This is a genomic window from Branchiibius sp. NY16-3462-2, from assembly GCF_001594145.1.
Taxonomy (GTDB): Bacteria; Actinomycetota; Actinomycetes; order Actinomycetales; family Dermatophilaceae; genus Branchiibius.
The window spans coordinates 138,301-157,404 of the sequence record NZ_LVCF01000035.1; the positions used below are offsets into that span (position 1 = coordinate 138,301).

Below are 19,104 nucleotides of genomic sequence, written 5' to 3' on the forward strand. Positions count from 1 at the left end.
GTCAGACGTCACGCGACGCCCGTTCCTGCTTCGGCAGGGACGGGCGTTGTCGTCTGTCGGCCGTGCCCGACTTCGCTGGTTCGTGGCCCGACCGCGCGTCGCAGGTGTTCACCTACCGCCCAGTAAGGCTAGGTTTGTCCCAACGTTAACTGGGTCACACCGCCGTTCCTGGGCGGTGTTCTTGCGAAGGGTGCGACATGAGTGATGTAACACGGGCCAACCGACCAGCGTCGGTGGGGATAGTGGCGATCTTCCTCGCCGTCGCCGGCATCTTGGAGATCATCGCCGGCATCCTGTTGATCGTGCACCACAACGACGCGGACGCTCAGGCGCATCTGGGAACCGCGAGCCCGGACGTTCCGCACGCCACGACCCTGTTGCTGCTCGGCATCGCCGCGATCATCATCGGTCTGATGTACCTGGCCGCGTCCCGGGGATTGTGGCTCGGGGGAGACACCTGGCGGGTCATCGTGATCTTCGTGTCGGTCCTGAACATCATCGGGCTGATCATGGCCACGATCTTCGTCATCGACACCACCAGCCGGATCGTCACGATCATCACGGCCATCGTGGCGGCCCTGGTCATCGCAGCGCTCGTCTCGCCCAAGTCCAAGGAGTTCTTCGGCGCGTAAAGCCTGACGAGTCCCCTGCACTACGGTCGGTCCATGCTTCGGATCGGACTGACCGGCGGGATCGGCTCAGGCAAGTCAACGGTCGCCGCACGCCTCGTGGCGCGCGGCGCCGTCGTCGTCGACGCGGATCGTCTGGCGCGTGAGGTGGTGGAGCCCGGCACACCCGGACTAGCCCGCATCGCCGAGGAATTCGGTCCCTCGGTCATCGCATCGGACGGGTCGCTCGAGCGGGCCGCGCTGGGGGCGGTGGTCTTCGGCGACCCGGCCGCGCGCCGTACGTTGGAGGCGATCACCCACCCGCTCATCCAGTCCCGGACCCGGGAGCTGTTCGCGGCGGCACCGGCGGAGGCGATCGTCGTGCACGACGTACCGCTCCTGGTGGAGTTGGGGATGGCACCGGGCTACCACCTGGTGCTGATGGTGCACGCCGACGAGCAGGTCCGGCAGGGCCGCCTGGTCACCGACCGGGGGATGGACCCGCAGGCGGCGCGCAGCCGCATCGCCGCCCAGGCGGCCGTGGCACAACGGCGCGCAGTCGCCGACGTGTGGCTGGAGAACCACGGCTCGCGTGAGCAGCTGGCCACCAAGGTCGACGAGGTGTGGGACCGCCGTCTCGCCCCGTACAACGAGAACCTGCTGACGGGTACTCGCGCTGCCCAGTCGGGTCCGGCCCGTCTGGTGCCACCGGACCCGACCTGGCCCGCCCAGGCGGCGCGATTGATCGCCCGGCTGCAGCACGTACTCGGCGATCGTGCCGCGCGGATCGAGCACATCGGCTCGACCGCGGTGCCGGGCCTGGCCGCCAAGGACGTCATCGATCTGCAGATCGGGGTCGAGCGCCTCGCTGATGCCGATGATCCGGCGTTCATCGCCGACCTGGCGACTGCAGGCTTCCCCCGGATGGCCGGCAACACCTGGGACTCACCGAAATCGTGGGATCCGGATATTGCCCACTGGCAGAAGCGCTTTCACGGCGGAAGCGATCCGGGCAGGATCGTGCACGTCCACGTGCGCCAGATCGGGTCAGCTGGCTGGACGGCGGCGCTGCTCTTCCGGGACTGGCTGCGCGCCGTGCCCGCCGAGCGGGACAGCTACCAGGACACCAAACGGTCGCTGGCTGGTCAGTCGTCGTCGACGAGCGGGTACGCCGAGGCGAAGGAGCCATGGTTCGACGACGCCTTCCAGCTGGCCCGGGTCTGGGCGGCTGCGACGGGTTGGCAGTCACTTTGACCATCTATTGACCGTTCGTTCACCGACTGCTTGCCTCGGCGAACTCCACCGGCTACGTCGGCACACCAGGCTCGGCGAACGTGCCGGACGCTAACCCCCCAATCGTGCGGAGGGGGCAGCTACAGTCGGCGACTGTGAGCCAGATCACGACGGTGCCGGAACCGGTCGGACCCCCGCCGCGCCGACGGGGACGGCCGATAGGGGAGTGGCTGCTCGCGATCGGTCTGCTGCTGCCGAACCTGGTGCTGCTGATCGTCTTCACCTACCGGCCGCTGATCGACAACATCCGGTTGTCCTTCACCGACTGGAACATCGCCGCACCACTGGCCAACTACATCGGCCTGGAGAACTACCGCACCTGGCTGTCGGACCCGAATTCCCACCTGGTGCTGCGCAATACGCTGATCTTCACGGTCGCGACGGTCGGCCTGTCGCTGATCATCGGCCTCGCGCTGGCCATGCTGCTCGACCAGAAGTTGCGCGGTCGCAACCTGGTGCGCTCTGCCATCTTCGCGCCGTTCGTCATCTCCGGTGCAGCGATCGGTATTGCCTTCCAGTTCGTCTTCGACCCCAACTTCGGCATGGTGCACGACCTGCTGTCGCGGGTCGGTATCGGTACGCCGGACTTCTACCAGCAGCCGGGCTGGGCGCTGGTGATGGTGACTGCGACCTACGTGTGGAAGAACATCGGCTACACCTTCGTGATCTACCTGGCGGCCCTGCAGGGCCGGCGCACGGATCTGGACGAGGCCGCAGAGATCGACGGGGCGTCGGCCTGGCAGCACTTCCGGCGGGTGCTGTTACCCCAGCTGCGCCCCACGACGTACTTCCTGTCGATCACCGTGCTGCTGAGTTCGGTGCAGGTCTTCGACATCATCAACGTGATGACCAAGGGCGGTCCGCAGGGCTACGGCACCACCACGATGGTCTACCAGGTGTATCGGGAGACGTTCGTCAACAACAAGGCCGGGTACGGCGCGACGGTGGCCACCATCATGTTCCTGATCCTGCTGGTCATCACCGTGGTGCAGGTCCGCGTCATGGATCGGGGGCAGCGCCGTGACTGACTCCACCTTCGCCACCACCGAACTGCGCGATATCGAGGAGAGCCTCGTTGACGACGGCCCGGAGCTGAACGTCTCCCGAGCGCGCAAGATCGTGGGGTACGTCGGAATGCTGGTGGCTTTCCTGATCGTGGCGGTGCCGCTGTACTGGATCGTGGTCACCTCGTTCAAGGAACGGCCGGACATCTACACGCAACCGGCGCAGTGGTGGCCCGCGCACTTCACGACCAAGAACTATCCGGCGGCGACGACCGAGATCGACTTCTGGTCCTACCTGCGCAACTCGGTCTTCATCACCGCGGTGCTGTCGGTGGCCAAGATAATTCTGGGCGTGCTCTCGGCGTACGCGTTGTCGTTGTTGAGGTTTCCCGGGCGGTCGTTGGTCTTCATCGTGGTGATCGCGGCGCTGATGGTGCCCAATCAGATCACGGTGATCTCCAACTACGCACTGGTCAGTCAACTCGGCTGGCGGGACACCTATCAGGGCATCATCATCCCGCTGGCCGGCGTGGCCTTCGGTACCTTCCTGATGCGTAACGCCTTCCTCGCCGTGCCCCACGAGATCGTCGAGGCCGCGCGGATGGACGGGGCCGGCCCGCTCAAGCTGTTGTGGCGCGTGGTGTTGCCGATGACCTGGCCCACGCTGATCGCCTTCGGTCTGATCACCGTGGTCAACGAATGGAACGAATACCTCTGGCCCTACCTGATGGCCAGTGACAGCCGGGTCGGCACGTTGCCGATCGGTCTGACGCAGTTGCAGAACACCGACGGCATCAGTAACTGGGGACCGGTCATGGCAGCGACCGTCCTGGCGATGCTGCCGGTGCTCGCCCTCTTCCTTGTCCTCCAACGTCACATGATCAAAGGCCTGACCGCGGGTGCGGTCAAAGGCTGACAACCTCGAAAGGACTGTCTCCGTGATGGATTCAACTGTTTCCCGACGAAACCTCCTGGGTCTGGGCGGAGGTGCCCTGGTCGCCGCCGGCCTCTCAGCGTGCGCCGGCACCGGCTCGTCGACTTCCGGGAACGGCGGTGGCGGTACGGCGGGGTCGGGCACGATCGACTTCTGGAGCAACCACCCCGGCAAGTCCAAGGCCACCGAACAGAAGATCATCGCCGCCTTCGAGAAGGCCAACCCCGGCTTGAAGGTGAAGCTCACCGACGCCGGCAAGAACTACGAGGAGGTCGCCCAGAAGTTCAACGCGGCCCTGTCGGGTGGTTCGCTGCCCGACGTCGTGGTCGTCTCCGACGTGACGTGGTTCAACTTCGCGATCAACGACCGGCTGGCCGACATCGCGACCCTGGCATCCGCCAACGGCGTGGACACCGCCGACTACGTCGAGGGTCTCTATAACGACTACCAGTACGACGGCAAGCATTACGCCGCGCCGTACGCCCGGTCGACGGTTGTCTTCTACTGGAACAAGGACATGTTCAAGAAGGCCGGCCTACCCGACCGCGCCCCGACCTCGTGGGACGAATTCACCCAGTGGGCGCCGAAGCTGCAGTCGGCGATCGGCAGCGGCAAGTCACCGATCATCCTGGATGACGGTTCGGATTACCTCGATTGGACCTTCCAGAACATCGTGTGGAACTACGGCGGCGCGTACTCCAAGGAGTGGACTCCTACCTTCACAGACCCCGGCACTGTGAAAGCGGCGACGCTGCTGCAGTCGTGGGCGAAGAACAAGTACCTCAAGACGTCGGCGGACTCAGCCGCGGACTTCAGCGCCGGTCTCGGCGCGACGCTGATGGAATCGACCGGTGACCTGGGCGGCTTCAAGGACCTGCCGTTCGAGTTGGGCGTGGGCTTCGTGCCGGCTCCTGAAGGGGTCAAGACCTGCCCCACCGGCGGGGCGGGAGTCGCTGTGCCGCAGGGAATTTCAGATGCGCGCAAGGTGAATGCGATCAAGTTCATCGACTTTCTGACCAACACCGCCAACACCGCCACCTTCACCCAGGCCACGGGCTACATGCCGGTGCGTAAGTCGGCCACGTCCGACCCGTCCGAGGCGGCGTACCTCAAGGCCAACCCGAATTATGAGGTCGCGGTCAAGCAGTTGCCCAAGACCCGGCCGCAGGACTGGGCGCGCGTTTTCGTCCCCGGTGGCGGCACGATGATCGGTGAGGCGCTGGACAAGATCGTCGCCGGCTCGGACGTCAACAGCACCTTCAGCGCGCTCAACCAGCAGATCCAGTCGGCCTACGACAGCCAGCTGAAGTCGAAGGTTCAGAAGTAGCGGAATGGCATCAGTCTTCTTCGACAAGACCACACGGCGGTACCGCGGCAACGACCGATCGGCGGTCGACGCGCTCACCCTGGACATACCGGACGGCGAATTCCTTGTCCTGGTGGGGCCGTCCGGTTGTGGCAAGTCGACAACGTTGCGCATGCTGGCGGGTCTCGAACCGGTCAACGGCGGTCGGGTGCTCATCGACGGTCACGACCAGGACGGCGTACGGGCCAGGGATCGGGACGTGGCGATGGTCTTCCAGAGCTACGCCCTCTATCCCAATATGACGGCGCAGGAGAACATGGCCTTCGCCCTGCGCAACGCGGGGGTGCCCAAGGCGGACGCGCGCGCCCGGGTCGCGGACGCCGCCAAGATCCTCGAACTCGAGCCACTGCTGGATCGCAAGCCGGGTCAACTGTCCGGTGGTCAGCGGCAGCGGGTCGCGATGGGCCGGGCGATCGTGCGCCAGCCCAAGGTGTTCTGCATGGACGAACCGCTGTCCAACCTGGACGCCAAACTGCGGGTGTCCACCCGGGCCCAGATCGCGCAGTTGCAGCGTCGGCTGGGTGTCACCACGGTCTACGTCACCCACGACCAGGTCGAGGCCATGACGATGGGTGATCGGGTCGCGGTGCTGAACGAGGGTGTCCTGCAACAGGTTGCGCCACCGCAGGAGCTGTACGACAACCCGGCGAACACGTTCGTCGCGTCGTTCATCGGCTCGCCGGCGATCACGTTGTTCGACTCCGCGGTGACCGACGGGCAGGTGGACATCTTCGGGTTGACGGTGCCGCTGCCCCGGTCCCGGACGGACGCCGACGCAGTGACGCTCGGCGTGCGCACCGAAGGGTGGCATCTGGTCGGTGAGGCTGACGACGGCATTGCGATCACTGTCGAGCTGGTCGAGGCGCTCGGGGCGGAGTCCTTCGTCTACGGACGGCCAGGTGGCGATCCCGCTGCGCCGCGGATCGCCGTACGGGTGGACAAACGCCTTGCGCCCGAGGTCGGTTCGCAGGTCCGGGTCGCCATCGACCCGCAGGAGATCCACGTCTTCGACGCAGAAACGGGGGCCCGGATCTGACGGTCAGGGCACGTACGCCGGGTACTCGACCCGACCGGCCGGAACCGTCGCGCCTGGATCCAGTACGGCGATCTGCGCCGCCTCGGGCGGCGCCCAGTCCGGGATGGGCAGGACGATCCCGACGGCCGCGGCCGGGGTGAACCCGAACCGCCTGTAGTAGGCCGGCGAACCCTCCAACACCACGAAGGGCACTGCGTTGTCGGCGGCGGTCTGCAGCACCTGGCGGACCAGCGCGGAGCCGATGCCGCCGCCCTGCCGACCGGGCTCGACTGACAACGGGGAGAGCATCGTGATGATCTGCGTGGATCCATCCGCGCCGTGCAATGTAGTTCCGGTCAGGCACACATGGCCGATGACCTGGCCGTCTTCCTCGGCGACGAATTCGTAGGCGGGTAGGGCGAATTCGCCGTGGCGGATCTCCCGCACCATCGTTGCGACGGCCGCTCCTTCGTCGCCGAACGCGCGGCGGACGGTCGCGTCGATGGCCTCGTGGTCGGTAGGCCTGGCGGGGCGGATCACAGTCGTCACGGGATGTGATGTTCGTCAACGGGATGGTGAGCAGTCAAGCCGATTCCGGGCACGTCGTACTGTCGGGGCGTGACGCAGTCGACGAGCAGTGAGCAGGTGGACCAGGCGATCGGGCACGACCGGCGCTATCTGATCCTGGCCATCTGTGCGCTCAGTCTCTTCATCGTCGGCATCGACGCGACAGGGGTGAACCTCGCCCTGCCCGACATCTCCCGCGAGTTGGGCGCCACTGACTCCCAACTGCAGTGGGTGGTCGACGCCTACACGCTCGTACTGGCCAGCGGACTCATGCTCGGCGGTTCGATGGGGGACCGGTTCGGTCGGCGGAAGGTCTTCCAGATCGGTCTGCTGATGTTCGGACTGGGGTCTTTGTTGTGCTCCCTGGCACCCAATCCAGAGTTGCTCATCGCGTCCCGTGCCGCGCAGGCCGTCGGCGGCTGCATGCTGAACCCGGTGGCCATGGCGATCATCACCAACACCTTCCGCGAGCCGGGGGAGCGGGCCAAGGCGATCGGTATCTGGGGTGCGGTCTACGGTCTGAGTATGGCGTCGGGGCCGGTGGTCGGTGGTGCGCTGATCGCCGCGATCGACTGGCGAGCCATCTTCTGGCTGAACCTCCCGATCGTGCTGATCGCGATCCTGCTGACCATGAAGTTCGTGCCGGAGTCGCGGGCCGACCGGGTGCGCCGGTTCGACCCGGTTGGGCAACTGCTCGTCATCGTGTTCCTCGCCACCCTGGTCTTCGGGATCATCGAGGGTCGCCGGTTGGGGTGGTCGTCGGCAGCGATTGTCAGCTGTTTCGCGGTGGCTGTGCTGTCGCTGGTGAGCCTGGTCATCGTCGAGTCGCGCGTGCGGGAGCCGCTGATCGACCCGCGCTTCTTCCGCAGCGTGACGTTCAGCGGTGCCGTCGTGAGCGCGGTGCTGGCGTTCTGCGCGATGGGCGGTTTCCTCTTCCTGACCAGCGTCTACCTGCAGAACAGTCGGGGGTTGTCCGCGCTGCACGCGGGACTGATGACCCTGCCGATGGCACTGGTCATGGCCGCGTGCGCGCCGATCTCGGGGCGGCTGGTCGCCGCTCGGGGCGCCCGGTTGCCGACGCTGATCGGTGGCCTGGCGACGATGGTCGCCGGGCTGCTGCTGACGCGGATCGCTGCGGACAGCGCCTGGTCCTATCTGATCGCGGCGTACATGGTCTTCGGATTGGGCGCGGGGGTGCTCAACGCACCGATCACCAACTCGGCGGTCGCGGGGATGCCGCGCTCCCAGGCCGGGGTTGCGGCCGCCATCGCTTCCACCAGTCGACAGGTAGGTACGTCGCTCGGCGTCGCCATTCTGCCGGCGGTGACGTACGCCGGGTTGGACGCTGCGCATGGTGACTTCGCTGTCGCGTCGAGGCCGGCGTGGGCGATCACCGCGGGCCTGGGGGCCGCGCTCGTGATCGTGGCTGTGGTGATCGGTTCTTCCTGGGCTATCCGGAGCCAGCGCCACGTGGCGGTGCTGTTCGAGTAATCGCCCCGGCTTACGGTGGTCGTATGCGCGGTGAGTACAAGGTCGTCGGTGGCAAACTCGTAGCGGTCGAGCTGGAGGTCGAAAACGACCGGCTGGCAAACGTTTCCGTGTCCGGAGACTTCTTTCTCGAACCCGATGACGCGTTGGAGGACATCGACGCAGCGCTGGACGGCATGCCCGCGGACGCATCCGTCGAGCAGTTGGCCCACGCCATCGAAGGAGCGCTCGACCCAGCCGTGCGGCTGATCGGGTTCAGCCCCGAGGCGGTGGGGATCGCCGTACGCCGAGCATTGGGCAAAGCGACCGGGTGGGACGACCACACGTTCGACGTGATCCCGCCGGCGGTGCTCCCGCCGGTCATGCACGTCGCGCTCGACGAGGTCATCGCCCGCGAGGTCGCGGACGGGACGAGGAACCCGACGTTCCGCTTCTGGGACTGGGACTCTCCGCTGGTCGTCATCGGCTCGTTCCAGTCGTACAAGAACGAGATCGACCCCTCGGGGGCGGCGAAATACGACATCGGCGTGGTCCGGCGGATCTCCGGCGGCGGCGCGATGTTCATGGAGCCGGGCAACTGCATCACCTACTCGCTGGTGGTGCCGACCTCGCTGGTCGAGGGACTGTCCTTCGAACGGTCCTACTCCTTCCTCGATGAGTGGGTCATCGCCGCGCTGGCGGAGGTGGGCGTCAACGCGCACTTCGTGCCGCTCAACGACATTGCGTCCGATCAGGGCAAGATCGGCGGGGCCGCGCAGAAGCGATTCGCCGCCGGAGCCGTGCTGCACCACGTGACGATGTCCTACGACATCGACGCGGACAAGATGCTGCAGGTGCTGCGGATCGGCCGGGAGAAGATGTCCGACAAGGGCACCAAGAGCGCCAACAAGCGGGTCGATCCGATGCGGTCGCAGACCGGTCTGCCGCGGTCGGAGATCCTGGACTCCTTCCAGCGGTCGTTCATGGCGCGCTACGCCAGCCAGCTGTCGGCGTACACGCCCGCGGAACTGTCCGAAGCGGAACGGTTAGTCCAGGAGAAGTTCGGCACGGAGGAGTGGACGCACCGGGTTCCGTGACTCTGGCGCCGTGACTTAGGTAAGCCTAACCAATCTGCTACGGTCGGGTCATGACCACGACGGACCCATCAGTCCTCTCCGAAGTCCGCCCGTTCGAGTTGTACGACGTGCGCGTGCTGCGCCGCGAACGGCTCTCGCCGCACCTGGTGCGGGTGACGTTCGGCGAGGGCGGCCTGGCAGAGGGGCAACCATGGATCGCGGATGCCGGCTTCGACCAGCGGATCAAGCTGATCTTCCCGGCGCCCGGGCGCAGTTTGGACGATTTCCCCCGCGGGGACGACTGGTTCACGCTGTGGCGGGCGCTGCCCGACGACGAACGCCCGGCGATCCGGACCTACACGTTGCGACAGGTCCGCCGCTCGCTGGCCGAATTCGATGTGGACATGGTCGACCACGGTGACAGCGGTCCGGGGTCCCGATTCGCCGGGACGGCCGCAGTGGGGGATCAGGTGTTGGTGCTGGGGCCGAACGATGCGTTCGACGGCGACGCCGGCGGGGTGGAGTTCCACCGGGAGGCGGCGACCGGCACGCATCTGTTGGTGGGTGACGAGACGGCGATCCCGGCGATCTGGGGGATCTGCGAGCGGTTGCCGCAGGCGGCCCGCGGTCTGGTGTGTGTAGAGACCGCCGACGCGGCTGACGTGGTGGATCTGCCGTGTCCGCCCGGTGTCGAGCTCAGTTGGGTGCGTTCTGCCCCTGATCGCGGCGGGCTGCAGACCGAGGTCGTACGCCGATGGCTCACCGCGCACCCGGAGCTCACCCATGGCGGTGGCTCGGGTCCGGACTCGACGTCGTCCTCGTCCTCGGGGGAGACGACGATCTTCTTCGACGGCTCTGACGACGCGTACTGGGAGACGGCGGTGGAGCAGGACCCACGCTTCTCCGTGTGGATCGCGGGGGAGTCCTCGGTGGTGAAGTCGCTGCGGCGGGTGCTGGTGAACGAGTTCGAGGTGCCGAAGTCGGCGGTGGCGTTCATGGGGTACTGGCGTGAGGGACGTGCCGAGAACTAGCCGCTTGAGGTCCCAGCCTGTGGATTGCGGGACGGGACCCGGAGTTGTCCACACCGGCCGACTTTGCCCTGGATGGCGCGGTCGGTGGCACGTACGTTTGAGGGGTGACCAGCCTCGTTGCCCGACCGCCGGAGGATTCGTCGTCCGACGAAAACCTCTGTGCTGCCTCAGGTTTGGGTCTGCCCTCGACCGACGCGGACGCGGTGATGGCGCCCTTCGTCGGTATGGGCGCTGCGGCGTTCGATGCAGTGCGCGGCGGTGCAGCTGTCATGGCGGCCTGGCAGCCAGGGCAGGAGCTGGATCCGGTGCTGGGTGCCGCGGCCCGGTGGAGCGAGACGGCGCTGATCGGGGCATTGGATGCCGTGGGGCTGTCACGCGCGGCGTTGGACCGTCTTGAAGTGGAGCTGGTCCGGGAGGGCCTGGCGCGCGGTTTGCATACGGCGCGGGGTCATTCGGCTGCGGACTGGATGCGTGTCGTTGAGGGTGTGCACGCGTCGCCGCCGGATCGCACGCACGCGGGCCGAGTGGTCGCCATGGCCACCGCGGCGAATACCGCTGCAGCATCGGACGATTCGTCGCTGGCGCGCACAGTCGTGTCCGCGGTGAGCGAGGGCCGGCTGTCCGTGGTCAAGGGAGCGCAGATCGTGCGATTCGTCGACGACGTCGCGCCGGTGGCTGATGGGCAGGAGCTGTCGGAGGTCGTCAGCACGATGGTTGCCGCCGCGGTCGACGCCCCGGAAGCACCGTCGCGGGTCACCGCGCCAGGGGAGTCGTGGTTGGGGTCGTGGGGGCTCACCTCGCGGGAGTTGGCCACGGTGATCAACAAGACCCGGCAGGTGCTCAAGCCCAACGACCTCCTAGCGGAAGAGGAGGCAGCGGCTCGGCGGGGCCGGACGTTGCACACGTTGCCCGGGCCGGGAGGTCTGACCGAGTACCGACTGACGGTCGAAGCAGAAGCGGCTGCGGTCATCGACGCGGCCGTCGCGGCGTTGTCGGCGCCGGTGCCGGGTCCCAACGGCGAACCGGATCCGCGACGCGCCACGCATCGTCGCGCGGATGCGTTGATGGACGTGATCACCCGGGGTGTCGAGGCCGGCGGCAAGGTGCCGCGCTGGTCGCGGGCCCAGCTGTTGGTGACGATCGATCTTGAGTCATTACGCGGCGTGACAGACACCGCAGGGGTCACGGGCACGGGTCAGGTGCTGTCCGCGGCCACCGTTCGCCGGAAAGCGTGTGACGCCGGGATCATCCCCATGGTGCTTGGCGCCGCCGGTCAGGCGTTGGACGTCGGCCGGGAGAAGCGGTTGTTCACCGAGGCACAGCGCTTAGCGACCTGGCGGCGCGATGCCCATTGCACGTTCCCGGGCTGCACGGTCCGCGCGCCGTGGTGCGACCTGCACCATCTGGTCGCGTGGGCGAGGGGCGGGAAGACGGATCTGCTGAACTGCGCGTTGTTGTGCCAGCGGCATCACACATTGGTCCACGAGCAGGAGCTCACCGCGACGGTGACCGCAATGGGCGTTCGGTGGCAGCTGCGGCCGTGAGGACCGCGCACCGTTTGGGTCTCAGTCTCGGCGGCGTGCGACGTGGAGCACGGCTCCCCAACCACGGCGAAGGGTGCCTTCAGGACGTGCGGCCAGTCTGCGTCGGATCTCCGAGTACAACCGATCGCGCTGCCCGGGCAGCATTGCGATGTGACCAGAGAAGGTGTTGAGCAAGCGGATGTATTCGTCGGCGTCGTAGGTGACTTCCCAGTCGAACTCCCGAGTCAGGACTGGATCGAACAAGCCGCTGGCTGAAATGTCCGCGCGTTCATCAGGCAGTTCACCGGGGCGCGGATAGGTCATGCCAGGGGGCCTGCTCTCGCCGATCTCGGTGTACACCTCCTGCAACTCCGAGAAGATCGGGTCGCCGCCGGCGGGGAACACGTGCGTGGCGCGCCAGAAGGCGAGGTGACCATTCGGTCGCAGCATCTCCCAGGCGCGGCGGTAGCGAACGGTGGGGTCGATCCAGTGCCAGGCGGTGGCGGCGAAGATCAGGTCGAAGGGTCTGGTCGCGGAGGGGTCGAGATCCTCATAGCTGCTTTCGACGATCTCAACCGAAGGAAAATCGGCCAGGTTTCGGCGAGCGGCTGCCGCCAGCGCGGGGCCGCGTTCCACAGCAGTAATCCGGAATCCGCGGCGTGCCAGCGGTATCGTCGCTTTGCCTGTAGCGCAGCCGATCTCCAAGAGGCGATCAGGGGTGGTGAGTTCTGCCGCGGCAATTAGCGCTTCGTACAGCCTCTCCGGATACTCCGGGCGGGCACTCTGGTAGAGGTCGGCTGCCGCATTGAAGCTGAGCCCCAGTCCGTCGCTGTCGGCCATCACGCGATCATCCCACTCGGGAACCTGCGGCCAAGAGGGCCCGTTTCCTGCAACGCGACGTACCGTGCACCTATGAGCGCGCAGGTCGTCGCTGAGGAACTCCGACAGCAACTGCCGGACCTGGTCGTCGGGAGTCTGTGCATGTACGGCGAGTGGTTCGGTCGCCCATTCGACAATCAGCATCGGATCGTCGATGTGACCGTCGAGGACGACGACATCCTGGTGATGTCGTTCAGCGAGGGCGAAGCGCTGCGGGTCTGGTCGCCAGAGTGGGTGACGGCGGATCGCTTCGAGCTGCGGATTGATCACGCACGTGGGGTCCGCTGGGATTGGTACTCCTACGGATCGCCCCACACCGAGGAGCATCACAAGTTCATCGATTGCCGCATTCAATCCGACGAGAGCGAACAGCTGTGGCTGGTGAGTGTGAAGGGCAGTCGTAGGTTGCGTCGCCGATTGGGTGCCAACGTGCCCGCCGTGAGCATCGCGAACGGACTGCGGCGTGAGTTGGCGGACTCGCCTGACTAGTCCGGACAGGAGAGTCGAACCGCGCTGGGCGTGGCGAGCGATCGCTGGGTCTAGCGGAGTTGCTTCGCCGCCACCACGCGGTAATGAGACAGCAACTGCGCCATCGGCCAGAGCGCGGTGCCCCCTGCGAGCGCCGAGGCGTGCAGGATCAACGGCTCCCCGATGCGAACCTCGATGTCGGGTTGGTGGACTGAGCCGAGGCAGTCGTCTATTTCGCGCAGAAGGATGGCTGTGTGGAGGCGCATGCGGTAGCTCTCAGGGTCGGGAAAGGTCCTGGGCGACCGGTCCACCGGCGTGCCGTATGCGTCAGCGACTTGCTCGCATATCAGGATCGTCTCGTGGGGAAGGGTGGCTACTTGTGCAGGAAGTCCATCCTGAAGATCTACGAATTCACCGGTCCGATTCCACAGGCCGGGCATTTCGACGGCGTCGCGCGGCATGAAGATGCCGTATCGGAATTCGAAGTACTCCTGGATCAGGCTGCGGCAGTTGGTGCTTGAGGGCGATTCGTCGGGACGACGCATTCGGGGTCGGGCTTCGAATCCGTATGGCTTGGCCTGCAACATTGGTTTGACGGTGCCAGAGCCGTCGGACAATGACGCGTGTTCGGCGGTCACCCGCGTTGCCGGGCTGCTTCGTACAGCACGATCGACGTCGCGTTAGCCGCGTTGAGCGACGAGGCGTGGCCGCCGATGGGGATCTTGGCGATCACGTCGCACGCCTCGCGCCAGCCGGCTGCCATCCCGGTCTTCTCGGTGCCGGTGACGATCAGGGTGGGCCGGGTGAGATCGATGCGATCGATGGAGTCGGTGCCGGTCTCGTCGGTGCCGACGACCTGGACGGGTACGCCGCTGTCCCGCACCGAGGTGACCCAGGCCATGGCGTCGGCTGGTCCGGCCAGACGCACCGACGGGACGGTGAAGACTGAGCCCGTCGAAGCACGCACCGCGCGCGGGTCGTACGGATCGGCACCGTGTCCGGTGATCAGCACACCGTGCGCGTCGAACGCGTCCGCCGAGCGGATGATCGAGCCCACATTGCCCGGGGAAGCCGGGCGGTCGAGCGCCACTGCAAGCAGGTCCGGTGCGATGGGGATCCGACGGGAATCATCCGGCGGGATCTCCACCGTGATCAGCAGTTCAGGAGTGCGGTCCTCCTGCTCGCCGAGTTCCGCCAACAGCGCTGGCTCGAGCAGATATTCCGCTGCCCCAGCGGCGCATGCACGATCCGCCACCTCTTGCGCCCAACGGGAGCGAGTCCCGCCGTCAGCGACCAGCAGCGACCGGATCGGTGTGCCTGCCGCGAGCGCGAGATCGGTCGGACGCACGCCCTGCACGACCAGTTCGCGAGCTCGCCCACGTTTGGTCCGGTTGGTCAGCAACGTTTGCCAGTACTGGAAGGTCGCGTTCCGCGACCGGACTCTGGTGACAGCCATCATCACACCGGACAATCAGGACCGGGGCAGGGAGCCATAGCCCAGAATCCCTGCGTCCGTAACGTTTTGGGTGGTCACGGTGATCCCGCCTGGCTGGTTGCCCCCGACCGTGGTGAACGAATCACCCGAGGTACTCACGACCAGATTGGTGTGATTGCCCCAGCGGTTCGGGGCGTCGTACATCACGACGTCGCCGATCGCCGGACGGTACGCGGACCCGCCGCGATGGAACCGGCCGGCCTTGGTGAAGTAGTCCTGCAACGTGTAGACGCCCGGGATCCGCCACCCGCCGGAGTTCGGATTGCGCAGCGGGGTGCCGGCGGTCTTCATCACCCAGCTGACGAAGTCGGCGCACCAGGCCTCGTCCACGCCCTGGGAGTAGGTGGTCGCGCTCTGCGGGTGCTCGAACTGCTCGCGGGCGACCGTCACGACGCGAAGCTGGGTGGCGCTCGTGGACGCGGTCGGCAGGGCGGGGAAGGTCTGGGAAGCGGTGGGGGTGTCCGAGCAACCAGCCAGCAGCGCTGTGGCGGCGAGGCCGACCGCAAGGAGGCTCCGACGGGACATGAACCAGAGCGTACGGCGCGTGGCAGCCCTCCGCCGGAATGTGACTGTCGGTGGCGGCGTTTACCGTTGCGATATGCGACCGACAACTGATCTGAAGCGCCGGGTGGCGCCCTTCGAGGTCGTCTCGGAGTACTCGCCGAGCGGTGACCAGCCGACGGCCATCGCCGACCTGACCCGCCGGGTGAAGGCGGGGGAGCAGGACGTGGTGCTGCTGGGCGCCACCGGCACCGGTAAGTCCGCCACCACGGCCTGGCTGATCGAGCAGGTTCAGCGACCCACCCTGGTGATGGCGCCGAACAAGACGCTGGCTGCCCAGTTGGCCAACGAGTTCCGCGAGTTGCTGCCGAACAACGCGGTCGAATACTTCGTCTCGTACTACGACTACTACCAACCCGAGGCGTACATCCCGCAGACCGACACCTACATCGAGAAGGATTCCTCGATCAACGAGGAGGTCGAGCGGCTTCGGCACTCCGCGACCAACTCGCTGCTCACCCGGCGCGACGTGATCGTCGTGGCGTCGGTGTCGTGCATCTACGGTCTGGGGACGCCGCAGGAGTACGTCGACCGCATGGCCCGGCTGCGCGTAGGCGACCGGATCGACCGGGACGATCTGTTGCGGCGGTTCGTGCAGATGCAGTACACCCGCAACGACCTCGCGTTCACCCGGGGCACGTTCCGGGTGCGCGGCGACACCGTGGAGATCATTCCGGTGTACGAGGAGCTGGCGATCCGGATCGAGTTCTTCGGCGACGAGATCGAGCGCATCTACACACTGCACCCGTTGACCGGTGAGATCGTCCGCGAGGAAGACGAGATGTACGTCTTTCCTGCCTCGCACTACGTCGCTGGTCCCGAGCGCATGGAGCGCGCGATCAGCGGGATCGAGTCTGAGTTGGAGCAGCGGCTGGGCGAACTCGAACGGCAGGGCAAACTGCTGGAGGCGCAGCGCCTAAGGATGCGCACGACATACGACATCGAGATGATGCGACAGGTCGGGTCGTGTTCCGGCATCGAGAACTACTCGCGGCACATCGACGGCCGCTCGCCCGGATCGGCACCGAACTGTCTTCTGGACTACTTCCCGGAGGACTTCCTGCTAGTGATCGACGAGTCCCACCAGACGGTGCCGCAGATCGGGGCGATGTACGAAGGTGACATGTCCCGCAAGCGGATGCTGGTCGACCACGGCTTCCGGCTGCCGAGTGCGATGGACAACCGGCCGTTGAAGTGGGAGGAGTTCCTGGAGCGGATCGGCCAGACGGTCTACCTGTCGGCGACTCCCGGTGACTATGAGGTCGCGAAGGCCGACGGTGTTGTGGAGCAGGTCATCCGGCCGACCGGTCTGGTCGACCCGGAGATCGTGTTGAAGCCGACCAAGGGCCAGATCGACGATCTGCTCGGTGAGATCCGGGATCGGGTGAGCCGTGACGAGCGCGTCCTGGTCACGACTCTGACCAAGAAGATGGCCGAAGACCTCACCGACTACCTGTTGGAGAAGGGTGTTCGCGTCCGGTACCTGCACTCCGAGGTGGACACGCTGCGCCGGGTGGAGTTGCTCCGCGAATTGCGGTTGGGCGAGTTCGACGTTCTGGTCGGCATCAACCTGCTGCGCGAGGGCCTCGACCTGCCCGAGGTCTCCCTGGTGAGCATCCTGGACGCCGACAAGGAAGGGTTCCTGCGCTCGGCCCGGTCGCTGATCCAGACCATCGGCCGTGCCGCGCGCAACGTCTCGGGTCAGGTGCACATGTACGCCGACACGGTGACGCCGTCGATGCAGCAAGCGATCGACGAGACCCATCGTCGCCGCGAGAAGCAGCTGGCCTACAACAAGGAGAACGGCATCGATCCGGAGCCGCTGCGCAAGAAGATCGCCGACATCACCGATCTCCTGCAGCGTGAGGACGCGGACACCGACGCACTCATCGGCAGCGGTCGGACGCAGTCGCGGGGTAAGTCCACCGGGCGTGGTCGGGGCGGCCGCGGTGCTGCTGCCGCTGACGCGGCCGAGGTCTCCGGGTCCAGGGTGGCCAGCCTGCCGGCGGGTGAGCTGTCTGATCTGATCCAGGAGCTGACCGCTCAGATGCACCAGGCGGCAACGGATCTGCACTTCGAACTGGCCGCGCGCCTGCGGGACGAGATCGGCGACCTGAAGAAGGAACTTCGGCAGATGGCCGAAGCGACCCGCTGAGGCAGCACGGCTCAAACCTCGGCGATCGGCTCGTTGTCGGCCACCTTCCGGCCGGTGAGCACGGCGACGCTCGCGGACACCACCAGCGCCATCCCAACTAACTGGATGGGCGTGAGCCGTTGGTGCAGCACGAGCAGCCCCGCGAGTGCTGCAGCCGCCGGCTCGAGGCTTAGCAGGATCCCGAACACCTGGGGTGACAGCCGTCGCAACGCGAGCAGTTCGAACGAGTACGGCAACACCGAGGACAGGATGGCGATACCGAGTCCCTTGAGCAACGCCTCCGGGTGGAAGAGGGCCGAGCCGGCGGTCATCAGGCCCAAGGGCACGATGACCACCGACGCCAGACACATCGCGATGGTCAATCCGTCCAGTCGCTCGAACCGTGCGCCGGTCCAGCCGCTGGTGAGGATGTAGAGCGCCCAGAAGCCACCGGCCGCCAGCGCCAGGCCGATCCCCACCAGATCCAGTTCGGACCACGGCGTCGTCAGCGCGCCCGAGATCAGCAGAACGCCAGCTGCGGCGGCCAGCACCGCGATCGCGTCACGCGGACGACGGGACAGAACGGCGGACAGCGTGAGGGGACCGACGAATTCGATGGTGACGGCCACCCCGATCGGTAGCCGCTCGAGCGAGCCGTAGAACGACAGGTTCATGCAGCCCAGCGCTGCAGCGTAGGCCGACACGGCCAGCCAATCGCGCCGGCTGCGCCCGGTCCAGCGCGGTCGCGCAACGACCAGCATGATGAGCGCTCCGATAAAAAGACGCAGAGCCACCGAGCCAGGTGCACCGACCAACGGCAACAACGTCGCAGCCAGCGCTCCGCCGAACTGGACCGAGACGATCCCGGCCAGGACCAGCAGCGGCGCCGGCACGCGATCGCCGCGCGACGGTCCGACCTCTGAGGTCACCGCATGAGGCCGGGAATCCGTGCCGCCGCCACCAGAGTCGTCGTTCGCTCCGGTGGCAGCGACTCCTCGACGACCACCGCACCGGTCTCGGGAGCGTGCAACATGCGCTGGGGCGCCGTCACGATGCCGACGTGATGGATCCGCTTGCCCGGATGGGCGAAGAAGTACAGATCGCCGGGCTCGACGTCGTTGATCGGCACGGACGGAAGCGCATCGGCCTGGTCGTCGGCATCCCGCGGCACGACGATTCCCAACCACCGAGCTGCGTTGTGTACCAACGAAGAACAGTCAACGGCGTCCGGTGCGCTGCCGCCCCAGAGGTACTTCGTCCCCGCAAACTCCTGTGCGCGCTGGATGAAGACTTCCGGTCGCGGAACGATCCGTGGCGACGCCGGCGGGGGGACTTCCTGCCGCTCGGCCACCTGCAGGTGAGCGGTCCGCACCCAGCCCGGGTAGCCCCGCTCGTCCTTCGCGCTGGGCTGCCACGCGGCGTACCCGTGGCTCCACCCGTCATCGGTCTGCTCGTCCACCCAGAACGGTTCGCCCTCGACCAACTCGGTGTCCAGGCGACCGTGCAAGGACAGTCGGTCCGCGTCCGGGCCCGAGGCGTCGAGCGCTGCCAGCCAGGCGGAGTGGTCAGGTACGTCGAGCGTCACCGGGCCGTCCACCGCACCCGGCGAGCGGGGCGACACCCAGACGGGCGACACGGGAACGCGGACGAGGAACAGCTGGCTCGAGGTCACCGAGCCATCCA

At 66.7% G+C, this 19,104-nt stretch carries 19 protein-coding genes; 12 read left to right on the forward strand and 7 right to left on the reverse strand.

Translation table 11 applies throughout. The features are described from left to right. Window positions 1-197: 197 nt before the first annotated feature. The 6 genes from AZH51_RS10060 (at window position 198) to AZH51_RS10085 (ending at window position 6,241) form a co-directional block, all read left to right on the forward strand. Complete coding sequence (locus tag AZH51_RS10060) at window positions 198-632, forward strand: hypothetical protein (RefSeq protein ID WP_291523819.1); 435 nt, start codon at window positions 198-200, stop codon at window positions 630-632. A gap of 33 nt (window positions 633-665) precedes the next feature. Then, on the forward strand, window positions 666-1,862 hold the full coding sequence (coaE, locus tag AZH51_RS10065) for a dephospho-CoA kinase (RefSeq protein ID WP_291523820.1): 1,197 nt from the start codon (window positions 666-668) through the stop codon (window positions 1,860-1,862). A gap of 134 nt (window positions 1,863-1,996) precedes the next feature. Further along, on the forward strand, window positions 1,997-2,929 hold the full coding sequence (locus AZH51_RS10070; protein ID WP_291523822.1) for a carbohydrate ABC transporter permease: 933 nt from the start codon (window positions 1,997-1,999) through the stop codon (window positions 2,927-2,929). Next, on the forward strand, window positions 2,922-3,821 hold the full coding sequence (locus AZH51_RS10075; RefSeq protein ID WP_367188042.1) for a carbohydrate ABC transporter permease: 900 nt from the start codon (window positions 2,922-2,924) through the stop codon (window positions 3,819-3,821). The genes AZH51_RS10070 and AZH51_RS10075 overlap by 8 nt, the downstream gene beginning before the upstream one ends. 25 nt (window positions 3,822-3,846) lie before the next feature. After that, window positions 3,847-5,166, forward strand: a complete 1,320-nt coding sequence (locus tag AZH51_RS10080) for an ABC transporter substrate-binding protein (protein WP_291523824.1) — start codon at window positions 3,847-3,849, stop codon at window positions 5,164-5,166. Window positions 5,167-5,170: 4 nt separating this feature from the next. Beyond that, the gene (locus tag AZH51_RS10085; protein ID WP_291523825.1) at window positions 5,171-6,241 is read left to right on the forward strand and encodes an ABC transporter ATP-binding protein; all 1,071 of its coding nucleotides are present in this window, start codon (window positions 5,171-5,173) and stop codon (window positions 6,239-6,241) included. 3 nt (window positions 6,242-6,244) lie between these two features. On the opposite strand, the gene AZH51_RS10090 is transcribed toward AZH51_RS10085, so the two are convergent. After that, complete coding sequence (locus AZH51_RS10090; protein ID WP_291523828.1) at window positions 6,245-6,769, reverse strand: GNAT family N-acetyltransferase; 525 nt, start codon at window positions 6,767-6,769, stop codon at window positions 6,245-6,247. 69 nt (window positions 6,770-6,838) lie between these two features. On the opposite strand from AZH51_RS10090, the gene AZH51_RS10095 reads away from it, so the two are divergent. The 4 genes from AZH51_RS10095 (at window position 6,839) to AZH51_RS10110 (ending at window position 11,905) form a co-directional block, all read left to right on the forward strand. Continuing rightward, complete coding sequence (locus tag AZH51_RS10095) at window positions 6,839-8,278, forward strand: MFS transporter (RefSeq protein ID WP_291523829.1); 1,440 nt, start codon at window positions 6,839-6,841, stop codon at window positions 8,276-8,278. A 23-nt stretch (window positions 8,279-8,301) separates the two neighbouring features. Further along, window positions 8,302-9,351 carry a biotin/lipoate A/B protein ligase family protein gene (locus AZH51_RS10100; protein ID WP_291523831.1) on the forward strand — a complete coding sequence of 350 codons (1,050 nt, stop codon included), beginning with the start codon at window positions 8,302-8,304 and terminating at the stop codon, window positions 9,349-9,351. A gap of 50 nt (window positions 9,352-9,401) precedes the next feature. Continuing rightward, window positions 9,402-10,361 (forward strand): siderophore-interacting protein, encoded by a 960-nt coding sequence (locus tag AZH51_RS10105; RefSeq protein ID WP_291523833.1) that lies wholly within the window; start codon window positions 9,402-9,404, stop codon window positions 10,359-10,361. 104 nt (window positions 10,362-10,465) lie between these two features. Beyond that, window positions 10,466-11,905 carry an HNH endonuclease signature motif containing protein gene (locus AZH51_RS10110; protein ID WP_291523835.1) on the forward strand — a complete coding sequence of 480 codons (1,440 nt, stop codon included), beginning with the start codon at window positions 10,466-10,468 and terminating at the stop codon, window positions 11,903-11,905. Between the two features lie 21 nt (window positions 11,906-11,926). Here the strand turns inward: AZH51_RS10110 and AZH51_RS10115 are convergent, their stop codons facing one another. Beyond that, window positions 11,927-12,724 carry a trans-aconitate 2-methyltransferase gene (locus tag AZH51_RS10115; protein ID WP_291523837.1) on the reverse strand — a complete coding sequence of 266 codons (798 nt, stop codon included), beginning with the start codon at window positions 12,722-12,724 and terminating at the stop codon, window positions 11,927-11,929. Between the two features lie 72 nt (window positions 12,725-12,796). Between AZH51_RS10115 and AZH51_RS10120 the strand changes: the two genes are divergently transcribed. Continuing rightward, a complete protein-coding gene (locus AZH51_RS10120; RefSeq protein WP_291523839.1) occupies window positions 12,797-13,252 on the forward strand; it encodes a hypothetical protein in 456 nt (151 codons plus the stop codon). Window positions 13,253-13,302: 50 nt separating this feature from the next. Here AZH51_RS10120 and AZH51_RS10125 read toward each other — a convergent pair whose 3' ends face one another. From AZH51_RS10125 to AZH51_RS10135, 3 genes are read right to left on the reverse strand one after another with little or no spacing between them, the layout of a single operon-like run. Beyond that, window positions 13,303-13,818 carry a hypothetical protein gene (locus tag AZH51_RS10125; RefSeq protein ID WP_291523841.1) on the reverse strand — a complete coding sequence of 172 codons (516 nt, stop codon included), beginning with the start codon at window positions 13,816-13,818 and terminating at the stop codon, window positions 13,303-13,305. A 47-nt stretch (window positions 13,819-13,865) separates the two neighbouring features. Continuing rightward, window positions 13,866-14,687, reverse strand: coding sequence for a TrmH family RNA methyltransferase (locus AZH51_RS10130; RefSeq protein WP_291523843.1), 822 nt, complete (start codon window positions 14,685-14,687; stop codon window positions 13,866-13,868). A 15-nt stretch (window positions 14,688-14,702) separates the two neighbouring features. Continuing rightward, entirely contained in the window at window positions 14,703-15,251 is a 549-nt protein-coding gene (locus AZH51_RS10135) for a CHAP domain-containing protein (protein WP_291523845.1), read from the reverse strand. 73 nt (window positions 15,252-15,324) lie between these two features. On the opposite strand from AZH51_RS10135, the gene uvrB reads away from it, so the two are divergent. Further along, the gene (gene uvrB / locus AZH51_RS10140) at window positions 15,325-17,442 is read left to right on the forward strand and encodes an excinuclease ABC subunit UvrB (protein ID WP_291523847.1); all 2,118 of its coding nucleotides are present in this window, start codon (window positions 15,325-15,327) and stop codon (window positions 17,440-17,442) included. An 11-nt stretch (window positions 17,443-17,453) separates the two neighbouring features. On the opposite strand, the gene AZH51_RS10145 is transcribed toward uvrB, so the two are convergent. Together AZH51_RS10145 and AZH51_RS10150 are read right to left on the reverse strand one after the other, a co-directional pair. Then, window positions 17,454-18,350, reverse strand: coding sequence for an EamA family transporter (locus AZH51_RS10145; RefSeq protein ID WP_291523849.1), 897 nt, complete (start codon window positions 18,348-18,350; stop codon window positions 17,454-17,456). After that, window positions 18,347-19,093: a C40 family peptidase gene (locus AZH51_RS10150; RefSeq protein WP_291523850.1), complete on the reverse strand. Its 747-nt coding sequence runs from the start codon at window positions 19,091-19,093 to the stop codon at window positions 18,347-18,349. Before AZH51_RS10150 ends, AZH51_RS10145 begins: the two co-directional genes overlap by 4 nt. Between the last annotated feature and the right edge of the window lie 11 nt (window positions 19,094-19,104).